This window comes from Paenarthrobacter sp. GQ52, from assembly GCF_059759005.1.
The window spans coordinates 136,555-148,354 of the sequence record NZ_JCAXEJ010000003.1 but is presented as its reverse complement, the minus strand read 5'-3'; the positions used below and the strand labels follow the sequence as shown (position 1 = coordinate 148,354).

The 11,800-nt window shown below is 61.3% G+C and carries 10 protein-coding genes; 7 read left to right on the top strand and 3 right to left on the bottom strand.

The genetic code is table 11. From position 1 onward, the window contains the following. Positions 1-49 precede the first annotated feature (49 nt). The 3 genes from AC6CH8_RS06195 (at position 50) to AC6CH8_RS06185 (ending at position 2,926) form a co-directional block, all read left to right on the top strand. Entirely contained in the window at positions 50-1,066 is a 1,017-nt protein-coding gene (locus AC6CH8_RS06195) for a metal ABC transporter solute-binding protein, Zn/Mn family (RefSeq protein ID WP_498189562.1), read from the top strand. A 135-nt stretch (positions 1,067-1,201) separates the two neighbouring features. Next, positions 1,202-2,035 (top strand): metal ABC transporter ATP-binding protein, encoded by an 834-nt coding sequence (locus AC6CH8_RS06190; protein ID WP_178997623.1) that lies wholly within the window; start codon positions 1,202-1,204, stop codon positions 2,033-2,035. Then, a complete protein-coding gene (locus AC6CH8_RS06185) occupies positions 2,036-2,926 on the top strand; it encodes a metal ABC transporter permease (protein ID WP_091468467.1) in 891 nt (296 codons plus the stop codon). On the opposite strand, the gene AC6CH8_RS06180 is transcribed toward AC6CH8_RS06185, so the two are convergent. Next, positions 2,923-3,390: a Fur family transcriptional regulator gene (locus AC6CH8_RS06180; protein ID WP_017198476.1), complete on the bottom strand. Its 468-nt coding sequence runs from the start codon at positions 3,388-3,390 to the stop codon at positions 2,923-2,925. The genes AC6CH8_RS06185 and AC6CH8_RS06180 overlap by 4 nt on opposite strands. 94 nt (positions 3,391-3,484) lie before the next feature. Between AC6CH8_RS06180 and AC6CH8_RS06175 the strand changes: the two genes are divergently transcribed. Continuing rightward, positions 3,485-4,138 carry an MBL fold metallo-hydrolase gene (locus AC6CH8_RS06175; protein WP_498189407.1) on the top strand — a complete coding sequence of 218 codons (654 nt, stop codon included), beginning with the start codon at positions 3,485-3,487 and terminating at the stop codon, positions 4,136-4,138. On the opposite strand, the gene cds1 is transcribed toward AC6CH8_RS06175, so the two are convergent. After that, complete coding sequence (gene cds1, locus AC6CH8_RS06170; RefSeq protein WP_364308760.1) at positions 4,135-5,217, bottom strand: L-cysteine desulfhydrase Cds1; 1,083 nt, start codon at positions 5,215-5,217, stop codon at positions 4,135-4,137. The two genes, AC6CH8_RS06175 and cds1, sit on opposite strands and share 4 nt — an antisense overlap. Before the next feature lie 83 nt (positions 5,218-5,300). Between cds1 and AC6CH8_RS06165 the strand changes: the two genes are divergently transcribed. From AC6CH8_RS06165 to AC6CH8_RS06155, 3 genes are read left to right on the top strand one after another with little or no spacing between them, the layout of a single operon-like run. Then, a complete protein-coding gene (locus AC6CH8_RS06165) occupies positions 5,301-6,200 on the top strand; it encodes a sulfurtransferase (protein ID WP_498189405.1) in 900 nt (299 codons plus the stop codon). Next, on the top strand, positions 6,197-7,345 hold the full coding sequence (locus tag AC6CH8_RS06160) for an NAD(P)-dependent alcohol dehydrogenase (RefSeq protein ID WP_091468458.1): 1,149 nt from the start codon (positions 6,197-6,199) through the stop codon (positions 7,343-7,345). The genes AC6CH8_RS06165 and AC6CH8_RS06160 overlap by 4 nt, the downstream gene beginning before the upstream one ends. Then, the gene (locus AC6CH8_RS06155; RefSeq protein ID WP_091468455.1) at positions 7,342-7,770 is read left to right on the top strand and encodes an HIT family protein; all 429 of its coding nucleotides are present in this window, start codon (positions 7,342-7,344) and stop codon (positions 7,768-7,770) included. Before AC6CH8_RS06160 ends, AC6CH8_RS06155 begins: the two co-directional genes overlap by 4 nt. A gap of 69 nt (positions 7,771-7,839) precedes the next feature. On the opposite strand, the gene hrpA is transcribed toward AC6CH8_RS06155, so the two are convergent. After that, positions 7,840-11,787: an ATP-dependent RNA helicase HrpA gene (gene hrpA / locus AC6CH8_RS06150; RefSeq protein WP_498189402.1), complete on the bottom strand. Its 3,948-nt coding sequence runs from the start codon at positions 11,785-11,787 to the stop codon at positions 7,840-7,842. Positions 11,788-11,800: the final 13 nt, after the last annotated feature.

Genomic DNA, 11,800 nt, shown 5'->3' with positions numbered 1-11,800 from the left:
TGGAATCATTCCTATTTAGGGGTACACTAGGTGGAGCCCCTAATTGTGTTTGATTCTCATTTTGACTAGATCCGAGGTCTCCGTGCGCCGTTCCGCCGCCCGACTTTCCCTTGCCGTTTCTGCAGGTCTTGCTGCCCTTTTGTTGTCCTCCTGTGCTGCCCCGGCCGGCGGCAATACTCCGTCTTCATCTGATGCCATTGAGGTTGTGACCTCTACTAACGTCTATGGGGATGTGGTCAAGGCAATCGGTGGTGACAAGGTCAACGTGAGTGCGATCATCACCAAGACCAGCCAGGATCCGCACTCCTATGAAGCCACGGCCCAGGACAAGCTGCTGATCTCCAAGGCCAAGCTGGTGGTGGAGAACGGGGGCGGGTACGATGAATTCCTTCACAAAATTGCTGACGAGACCAAGGTCGGCCACGAGAATATGATCAGCGCTGTGGAGGTCTCAGGGCTGGCTCCCGAAGAAGAAGGCCACGGCACGGAATCCAGTAGTGCCGGGGCCCACAACGAAGATGAGCACGCGCACGATCATGGCGAGTTCAATGAGCACGTCTGGTACAGCCTGGACGCCATGGGCAAGCTCGCCGATGCCGTTGCCGAAAAGTTGGGCAGTCTGGACGCCGGATCTGCCTCCACATTCACTGCGAACGCGGATTCCTTCAAGACCAAAATTTCTGAATTGACCGGCAAGCTCGGTGACATCAAGGCCGGCAACGAGCACGCACCCGTTGCTGTTACCGAACCCGTTCCCCTGTACCTCCTGGAGGCGGCCGGCCTGGAAAATAAGACGCCGGAAGCTTACAGCGCCGCGATCGAAGAGGAAACAGATGTCCCTCCCGCCGTCCTGAAGGAAACCACAGATCTCGTCAGCGCCAAATCTGTGCGTCTCCTCGCCTACAACCAGCAGACGGAGGGGCCACAGACCGAGTCCGTCAAGCGCGTCGCTGAAAGTGCCGGGGTGCCGGTTGTGAACTTCACCGAAACACTTCCGGACGGCAAGGAGTACCTTCAGTGGATGGCGGATAACGTGGAATCCATTTCGGCAGCACTCAAGAAGTAGCCGTCCCCGCATAACAACGTGCAGGGGAGAGCCCCGTTGGCGTCCTAAGATATTCAGGATGGCTGCGGGGCCTTTTCCTGCCATCAGCACAGCCGCGGATACCAGCGGCATAACTATTGCGCTCCTCCGGGGCGCATGGATCGAGGACAACTTTTGACACCGGTAGTGAGCCTCCGCGGAGCGAGCCTGCAGTTCGGCAAGAGGACACTGTGGCGGGATCTGGACCTGGACATCCACCCCGGAGAGTTCTTTGCCGTTCTTGGGCCCAATGGCAGCGGAAAAACAAGCTTCCTGAAAGTTCTTCTGGGGCTGCAGGAACTGCATTCCGGAACTGTGTCGCTGGGCGGCCACGCAGTGGAACGCGGCAGTAAACGTATTGGATACATACCGCAGCAAAAGTCCTTTGCAGCGGATACGCCGTTGAGGGCACGCGACCTGGTTGGGCTGGGGATCGATGGGCACCGCTGGGGAATGCGGTTCGCATCCGGCAAGGTCAACCAGCGGATCGACGAGTTGTTGGAGCAAGTGGGCGCGTCAGACTACGCCAAGGTGCCGGTGGGGCAGTTATCGGGTGGCGAGCAACAACGTCTCAGGGTGGCTCAGGCACTGGCCACCGAGCCTCAGGTTCTCCTGTGTGATGAGCCGCTGCTCTCCCTGGACCTGCATCATCAGCAGGGCGTCAGTTCACTGATCAACAAGCAATGCCACGATCGGAACAGTGCCGTGGTCTTCGTGACCCACGAAATCAACCCGGTTATCGACTATGTAGACAGGGTCCTTTACCTTGCCGGCGGCCAGTTCCGTGTAGGGACGCCTCAGGAAGTCATGACCACGGAAGTTCTTTCCGAACTGTACGACAGTCATGTGGAGGTCATCCACACCAACGGAAGGATCGTCGTCGTCGGTCTTCCAGACGCAACCACGCACTTCCATGACGATGCCCACGCCACCGCGGGGGAGGAGTTCTAGATGGATCTTGAGAGCATTCTGCAGACCATTTTCAACTTCGAGAATTACGGTGAGTTGCTGGTACTTGTCCAAAATTCCATCTGGGCAGGAGCTGTCCTCGGATTGCTGGGCGGACTGGTTGGCACCTTCGTGATGAAGCGCGACCTTGCGTTCGCTGTTCACGGCATCTCCGAGCTGTCCTTCGCCGGTGCGGCGTTTGCTCTCCTGATTGGCACCGACATCATTTTTGGTTCCTTGATCGGCTCGGTGGCCGCGGCAGTGCTCCTCGGTTTCATGGGTGTCCGGGCCCGGGACAAGAACTCGATCATCGGTGTGATCATGCCGTTCGGGCTGGGCTTGGGGATCCTGTTCCTCGCCCTTTATGAGGGGCGTGCGGCGAACAAGTTCGGCCTGCTGACCGGTCAGATTGTGTCCGTGGATACGGTGCAACTGCAGGTTTTGGCCGGAACCGCAGTGGTGGTGATGGCGGCACTGGCGGCGATCTGGCGGCCACTGAGTTTTGCCAGCGTTGACCCGGAGATGGCTGAGGCCAGAGGTGTTCCGGTTCGCGGCCTGGCCATCGGCTTCATGGTTCTCCTGGGTGTCAGCGTGGCACTGTCCATCCAGATTGTTGGCGCGCTGTTGGTACTTGCCTTGCTGATTACCCCTGCAGCAGCTGCTCTGCGGGTCACCACATCGCCGCGTTTGGTGGTGCTGCTGAGTGTTCTCTTCGCGATGACGGCCACCGTGGGCGGTATTCTCCTGGCCTTGGGTAGCCGCATTCCCATCAGCCCTTACGTCACCACGCTGTCCTTCCTGATCTACGTGGTGTGCCGGGTCATTGGCAGGGTCCGCGCCAACAGAGGCATTAACGGCCGGGTGTCGCGGGACCAGCCGGCAGGTGCCCTCTAGAGCTTGCCGGCTGCCTTCTTGGCCGTGCATTCGGGGCAGAGTCCGAAGATTTCCACTGTGTGGGCTACCTCGGTGAAGCCATGTTCTGTTGCCGTGCGGGCAGCCCAGGTTTCGACGGCGGGTGCTTCCACTTCCTCTGCCTTGCCGCAGTTGCGGCAAAGCAGGTGGTGGTGGTGCCCGGTGACTGCACAACGACGATAGACGGCCTCACCGTCTCCGTTTCGGAGGACGTCAATGAGTCCGTCGTCCGCCAAGGACTGCAGGATGCGGTACGCAGTAGCCAATGACACCGAGATGCCCTTGTTCTGCAGCAGCCGGTACAGCTCCTGGGTGCTGACGAAGTCATCCAATTCATCCAGGGCAGCGCTGACGGCCAAGCGCTGCTTGGTGACGCGCTGCTCCTTGACGCCGCTGGTGGCCGGCGCGTCATGGCCGGTCGTGGCGGGACTGGTGCCTTGTGGCATTGAAAGACTCACTTCCCTGGGGATGCTGGCAAACCCCAATTTTACCAGTAGGGGAACCTTGGAAACTGTCAGCGGGCGGCCCTAGGCTGTCTCCATGAAGCTCACCAAGTACACCCATGCCTGTGTTCGGTTGGAGAAGGAAGGAAAGGTCCTGGTGATTGATCCCGGGACTTTCTCCGAGTCAGAGGAAGCGTTAAGCGGAGCCCACGCTGTACTTGTCACGCACGAGCACGATGACCACATTGACCGCCCGGCAGTGACGGCAGCCCTGCGGAGCAACACCATGCTGGAGGTCCACGCGCCAGCCCGGGTGGCAGCTGCGTTAAAGGAAAACGGGGATGTCGCCGGCCGCGTGCATACTGTGGAACCCAACTCCGGCTTTGACGCGGCAGGCTTCAACATCCGGACTTACGGTGGGCAACATGCCGTCATCCACGCCCAGATCCCGGTGGTAGCGAACATCGGCTACTTGGTGGACGACAACGTATTCCACCCCGGGGATTCGTTCGTGGTCCCTGACGGAATCAGCGTCCAAACCCTTCTTGTCCCCATTCATGCGCCGTGGTCCAAGGTGGGCGAGGTAGTGGACTTCGTCATTTCCGTACGTGCTCCAAAGGCATTCCCTGTCCATGACGGGCTGCTCAACGAACTGGGCCGGGGGATTGTCGAGGGACATGTCACCCGGATAGGGGCCCGCTACGGAACCACTTACGCGCGACTGGCGCCCAAGGAGTCCGTGGAGGTCTAGCCGGTCCAAACTCCTGTGCTGTGGAAGTTTTCCAAAACTGCTTCATGCGGTGCGGGGTCCAGGCCGTGCGCGGCCAACCATCCGGCGTCGTTGTAGCTTCCCGCATAGCGGTCGCCGGCGTCGCACATCAGGGAAACGACGCTGCCCCTGCGGCCCTCAGCCACCATCCCGGCAACCAACTGCCAAACGCCCCAGAGGTTGGTCCCGGTTGAAGGCCCTGCATGCAGGCCGGTGAGTTTCCGGAGGTGCCGCATGGCGGCTACGGACGCGGCGTCGGGCACTTGGATCATATGGTCGATGACCGCCGGCACGAAGCTGGGCTCAGACCGAGGCCTGCCGATGCCCTCAATCCTGGACGGCAGGCCAGTGGCTGCGGCTGCGTTTCCGTCCCGCCACGCCGGGTAGAAAGCCGAGTTTTCGGGATCAACAACGGCCAGGCGGGTGTTGTATCGGTTGTACCGCAGGTAACGGCCGATGGTGGCGCTGGTACCGCCGGTGCCTGCGCCCACAACAATCCATTCCGGAACCGGGTGCTCTTCCAAGGAAAGCTGTTCGAAAATCGACTCGGCGATGTTGTTGTTGCCCCGCCAGTCCGTTGCCCGCTCGGCAAACGTAAATTGGTCCATGTAGTAGCCACCGGACGTCCTGGCCGTCTCTTCGGCCACGGCGTAAACTTCCGAGGCGTGGTCCACCAACAGGCAGGCGCCGCCGAAATCCTCGATCAGGGCGATCTTCTCGGGGCTGGTGGTCTTAGTCATGACTGCGATGAAGGGCAAGCCGATGAGCCGGGCGAAGTAGGCCTCTGAAACGGCCGTGCTGCCGCTGGAGGCTTCCACGATGGTGGTGCCCTCGGTGATCCAGCCGTTGACCAGGCCATACAGGAACAGGGACCGCGCCAAACGGTGCTTGAGGCTGCCGGATCTGTGGGTTGACTCGTCCTTCAGGTACAACTGGACTCCCCAGTGGTCCGGGAGTGGAACCGCATAAAGGTGGGTGTCGGCGGAGCGGTTATTCTCGGCCTCGATCTTACGGATGGCCTCGCTGGCCCATGCCCTGTCCTGAATACACGAATTGCTCACCGGATAAGCCTAGGCTGGAATTCGGACACCGGCAGCAACGAAACCTCTGCGGGAAGACCAGCCGCCAGAACGAAGGAGATCCCATGGCCACGTTGATGAGTGCGTCAGAACTGCACCAGCGACTCGAAACCGGGCGGCGGACTGTGCTTCTCGACGTCCGATGGGTCCTGGGCCGCACTGACGGGCACCTTGAATATCTGGGCGCCCATCTTCCGGGCGCCGTTTTCGTGGACCTGCCCACAGAGCTGGCCGACCACGCACAGACCGGGCTGGGCCGCCACCCATTGCCAACCAAGGACCGCTTTCAGGAGTCGGCTCGAAAGTGGGGGATTAACGACGGCGACACCGTGGTCGCGTACGACGACAGCGGCAGCATGGCCGCGGCACGCGTTTGGTGGATCCTGCGGAACGCTGGATTTGTCTCTGTGTACCTGCTCGACGGCGGCCTCGCCGCTTGGCGTTCGGCTGGTTACCCGGTGGAATCCGGTGAGGTGAGTCCCGCCGTCGGAAATGTCACTTTGGGCGAAGGCCTCATGCCGGCCATCACGGAGCAGGAGGCGGCACAATGGCATCGCAATGGTGTCTTGCTGGATGCCCGGGCAGGGGAGAGATACAGGGGCGAGGTAGAACCGATAGACCCCAGGGCCGGGCACATTCCGGGTGCGGTGAGCGCGCCGACCACGGGGAACGTCTCAGCCGCCGGCACCTTCCTTCCAAGGGAAGAGCTGCGGAGGCGTTTTGAGGAGTTGGGTCTGGATCAGTCGTCCAACGTTGCTGTTTATTGCGGATCCGGCGTGACAGCTTCCCATGAGATTGCTGCCTTGGAGATCGCCGGATACCGTGCGGCGCTCTATCCGGGTTCATTCTCGCAGTGGTCAAACAATGCTGCGAATGACGTGATTGTGGGCAGCACGCCGTTTGACGAGGACTCCGCGGCCCCAAGTGGCACAAGCACGGCTGCCGGGAGTAGCGTCGGAGCATGACTCCCGGACGCCCTGTGCCCCCGCCCCTCGCCAAGCCCGTCACCCTGGATAGCAGTGAAGACCGGTCCGGAACGCTGGCTGCAGCGTACGGGGCTACTTCCCCGGACAGTGGTTTGGTGCCGCTGACTGTTGCGCGCCGGACCCCTACAGCGGACGACGTCGAAATCGCGATTGAATTCTGTGGTTTGTGCCACTCGGACGTGCATGCAACGCGCGGTGAATGGCGGGTTCCTCCCTACCCGTTGGTTCCAGGCCACGAGATCGTAGGCCGTGTGACACGTGTGGGTGCCGGGGTGCAGGAATTTGCCCCCGGCGATCGTGTCGGTGTGGGTTGCATGGTGGACTCCTGCCGCGAATGCGAGAGCTGCCTTGAAGGACTGGAACAGTACTGCGAGAGGGGCAACGTTGGTACTTATGGAGCTGCGGACCCGCGTCATGGGGACGACATTACGCAAGGGGGATACTCGACGTCGGTAGTGGTGGACAGGCGCTTCGTGCTACGCATCCCGGAGGCCCTTGATCCGGCAGCGGCCGCTCCCTTGCTGTGTGCCGGAATCACCACGTACTCTCCGCTGCGTTATTTCGATGTGGAGGAAGGCGACTCCGTGGGTGTCGTAGGCTTGGGTGGCCTTGGCCATATGGCAGTGAAGATCGCCAAAGCCATGGGTGCCGACGTCACCGTTTTCACGACGTCGGAATCCAAGTTCGAGGCTGCCCGGGAACTGGGCGCTGACCACGTGGTCCTCTCCAAGGACGCGGACGCCATGGAGGCCGCCAACCGGAGCATCGACGTCATCATCGATACCGTCGCAGCGCCGCATGATCTCAACCCGTACTTCCGGACCCTTCGCCTGGATGGGGCCCTCTTCCAATTGGGCCTCCCCGCGGACGACATGCCACCGGTCAGCCCGGGACTGCTCATCCGCCGACGACTCGCCTATGCGGGTTCACTGATCGGCGGCATTGAGGAAACGCAGGAAATGTTGGACTTCTGCGCTGAACACGGGGTTGTGAGCGACATCGAGATAGTGGGAGCCGGACAACTCAATGAAGCTTACGACCGCATGGTGGCCGGGGACGTGAAGTACCGTTTCGTACTGGACACCGCAACACTTCAGGAACCATCCGAAAGGGCAGACGCATGAGCACACTGTTCACCAAGATCATCAATGGGGAGATCCCGGGCCGTTTTGTCTGGAAAGACGAGGACGTGGTCGCCTTCCTGACCATCTCGCCCATTACCCAGGGACACACCTTGGTGGTTCCGCGTGAAGAAGTGGATTCGTGGACGCAAGCCAGCCCTGAACTGCTGGCAAAGGTCATGGACGTGGCCCAGCGCATCGGCAAGGTGCAGGAGGCTTTGTTTGACGCCAAGCGCGTTGGCGTGCTGATGGAAGGTTTCGAGGTAGACCATTTGCATGTCCACGTGTGGCCCGCCTACTCCACGGCAGACTTTGAAATCCACAACGTGGACCACAACCCCGATCCCGCAGTCATGGAGGCCACGGCTGTAAAGCTCCGTGCTGCGCTTCGGGAAGCAGGCCACGGCGATGCAGTCCCTCAGGACTGAGTCCTGCACGACTTAACCCGGCGGTGCTTATTAAGCGCCGCCGGGTTTTTTCATGGCATTGCGCCGCGGCTATGTGGGTGCCAAGGCTTGGTTCAGCACCGTGCGGATGCGCTTTTCCGACACTGAGTAGGCAGTACCAAGCTCGACGGCGAAGAGGCTCACCCGGAGCTCTTCGATCATCCAGCGCACCCGGGTTAACTCGGTGCCCGCCCTGCGTCCCGGAAGGAGCGCCGACACAGCGTCGTCGTAGTCGTCCTCCAGTGCCTGCACTATTGCCATGTTGAGGCTGTCCCGTTGAACGTTGCCCGGGAGCTTTTCCAGCCGCTTCTCGATCGCCTGCAGATAGCGTGGCAGTTGGCTGAGCTGCGCATAACCCGTCTGTGCCACAAAGCCCGGGAACACCAGTTGCTCCAGCTGGCTCTTCATGTCGTTGAGGGCGCTGATCAGTGGCAGGCTGGCGTTGGACTTCAGCTGCTTCTGGATGCGCCGCGTACTGGCCAGGATGCGTTCGACGACGGCGGTCACCGTGAACACGGTGTCGATCAGTTCTGCCCTGACCACTTCGTACAACGCATCGAAGGCCTCCTTGTCCCACGGCAGATCCTGCGGAACCAGTTTGTCGATGGCTGCCAGTGCACAGTCGGCGATGAGTGCACTCACGGATCCATGCGGGTTTTGGCTGAACGTCAGCTTCTCCGTATTACTGAGGTGTTCCAGCACGTAACGGTCGGGTGGTGGGATCCGGAGGGCCAGCAGCCGGATAACACCGCCCCGCATGGCGGCTTCCTGTTCCGGCCGGGTCTGGAAAACACGAAGGGCGACAGACTTGCCCTCATCGACGACTGCAGGGAAGCCCGTCACGGCGTGACCCTTCACGGTGCGCGTCACTTGGCGTTCCACTGCGCCGAAGTCCCAGGCGGTGATACCTTCGCGTTCGGCAACCGCTCCGCCACCGGCAGGAGCCGGCCCTGAAGCCGGCGTTCCGCCGTTGGGTGCGCTCAGCGGGCCGGTTGCCTTGACGCCTTTGGCGCGTGACGTCGTCGCAGGTGTTGCTCCGAGTGATTCGGCAATGGCGCGGCGCGTGGCCGGTGCCAGCTTTTCCTGGAGTCCAGCGAGGTCTTTTCCTTCGTCGAGCACCTTGCCACTGCTGTCCACAACCTTGAAGCTCACGCGCAGATGCGGCGGTACTGCGTCCCAATTCCAGGATCCAGGGGGAATGACGTGCCCGCGGAGCCGGCGAAGGACAAGTTCCAAGGACGGCTCGAGCTCATCGGTGGCGGGATCGAAGTCTGCTTCCAGTGCTGCGGTTGCTTGCCTCGCAACGTCAGGGGCAGGCACGAAATTCTTCCGGACTTGCTTGGGCAGCGATTTGATGAGGGCAGTGACCAGCTCCACCCGTTGGCCCGGGATTTGCCAACGGAAGGGGGCGTCGTCCAATTGGTTGAGGAACAACACCGGAACTTCGGCGGTGACGCCGTCGGACGGGTTGGGGGCCGAGCCTGGAGCCACAGGATGGAATTCGTAGCTCAGGGGCAGTTCGAATCCCTTGTGCAGCCAACTCTTCGGATATGCGGAGTCGTCCAGCGCCTCGGCATCTTCGCTCATCAGCAACGATTGGTCGAAGTCCAGGAGGTCGGGGTCTGACTGGCGGGCATCCTTCCACCACTTATCAAAGTGCCTCTCGGAAACCACTTCCTTGCCCACACGTGCGTCGTAGAACTCGAAGAGCGTCTGATCGTCCACCAGGATGTCGCGGCGCCGCATGCGGGTTTCGAGTTCTTCGATTTCCTGCAGGAGGGCGCGGTTACGGTGGAAGAACTTGTGATGGGTCTTCCACTCGCCTTCTACCAGAGCGTGGCGGATGAACAGTTCACGTGAGAGTTCGGGATCGACCCGTCCGTAGTTGACGCGGCGGTTGGGAATGATCGGGACGCCGTAGAGCGTCACTTTCTCGTGAGCCATGACGGCCCCTTGCCGTGAAGACCAGTGCGGCTCACTGTAGGACCGCTTTACCAGGTCCGGAGCTACCTGCTCGGCCCACAGGGGATCGAACTTGGCGGCGACACGTGCCCAGAGGCGGCTGGTTTCCACCAGTTCCGCCGCCATAACGAACGTAGGCGATTTCTTGAATAGTGCTGAACCTGGGAAGATCGCAAACCGGCTTCCGCGGGCGCCGGCGTATTCACGCTTGCGCTCATCCAGCAGGCCGATATGGCTTAGCAAGCCGGAAAGCAGGCTGATGTGGACGCCCTCGTAGTTGCCTACGGGATCCGCTTCCCGTTTGTTGTCCAGCGATATGCCAAGGGGTTTGGCCATCTGCCGGAGCTGGGTGAAGAGGTCCTGCCACTCACGCACGCGCAGGTAATTGATGAATTCGTTGCGGCATAGCTTGCGGAACTGGGTGGAGGACAGCTCGCGCTGCTTTTCCTGGATGTAGTTCCACAGATTGAGGAAGCCGGTGAAGTCCGAGAGTTCGTCCCGGAATCGTGCATGCTTCTCCGCAGCCAACTGTTGCTTGTCTGTTGGCCGTTCACGGGGGTCCTGGATAGTGAGGGCGGCCGCCAGGATCATGACCTCGCGGACACAGCCGCGCTTTCCCGCCTCCACGATCATCCGGCCCAGCCGTGGATCCACAGGCAGCTGAGCCAATTTCTGCCCGACGGCGGTCAGTCCACTGCCGCTGCGACCGTTGCCACCCGCGTCACCGGACTTGGGCGACGTCAAGGCGCCGAGTTCGCGCAGGAGCGTGACGCCGTCGTTGATGGCCCGGGAGTCGGGCGGTTCCACGAACGGGAAGTTCTCTACGTCTTTGGGTCCGCGGGCAACTCCCATCGCGGTCATCTGCAGGATGACGGCAGCGAGGTTGGTCCGGAGAATCTCCGGGTCCGTGAACAGCGGACGCGACTCGAAGTCCTCTTCCGAGTACAAACGGATGGCAATGCCCTCGGAAACGCGCCCACAGCGGCCCGAGCGCTGGTTGGCCGAGGCCTGTGAGACGCGCTCAATGGGAAGGCGCTGGACTTTAGTACGGTGTGAGTACCGGGAAATACGAGCGGTTCCGGTATCGATCACGTACTTGATGCCCGGCACGGTCAGCGACGTTTCGGCAACGTTGGTGGCCAGGATGATGCGCCGTTTACCGCCGGGGTTGAATACCCTGTGCTGCTCTTGCAGGCTCAATCGGGCAAAAAGGGGCAGAACTTCCGTCCCGGCCAGGCGCCTGTTCGTTTGGATGCGGCCGTTGATGGCTTCAGCAGCATCCCTGATTTCGCGCTCGCCGGAGAAGAAAATGAGGATGTCGCCGGGCGCTTCCTTGGCGAGCTCGTCCACGGCGTCGCACACAGCGTCCAGGGGATCGCGGTCCTCTTCGAGTTCATCGTCCGAGGTGTCTTCGTCCCCGCCCGCCGGCTGCGACAAAGGCCTGTACCGGATCTCCACGGGATACGTTCGTCCGGAGACCTCGATGATCGGAGCCGGATCTTCTTCTGTGCCGAAGTGTTTGGCGAACCGTTGGGGATCGATGGTGGCCGAGGTGATGATCACCTTGAGGTCCGGGCGCTGGGGGAGGATGCGCTTGAGGTAGCCCAGGATGAAGTCGATGTTGAGGCTGCGCTCGTGGGCTTCGTCGATGATGATGGTGCTGTATTTCCGCAGCAGTTTGTCCCGCTGGATCTCTGCGAGGAGGATGCCGTCGGTCATCAGCTTGATTTTGGTGGACGCGCTGACCTCGCCGGTGAAGCGGACCTGGAAGCCCACTTCCTGGCCAATTTCCACGTCGAGTTCGGAAGCGATGCGTTCAGCCACCGTGCGGGCCGCCAGCCGGCGTGGCTGGGTGTGCCCGATCAGGCCCTTGTCTCCAAGGCCAAGTTCGAGGCACATTTTGGGGATCTGGGTGGTCTTACCCGAACCGGTCTCGCCGGCAATGATGGTCACCTGGTTTGCGGCGATGGCCGCCATCAGATCCTCGCGGCGCTCGGATACGGGCAGCTCTGCGGGGTAGGAAATATGAAGTGTCATGGCTGCTGTCAGT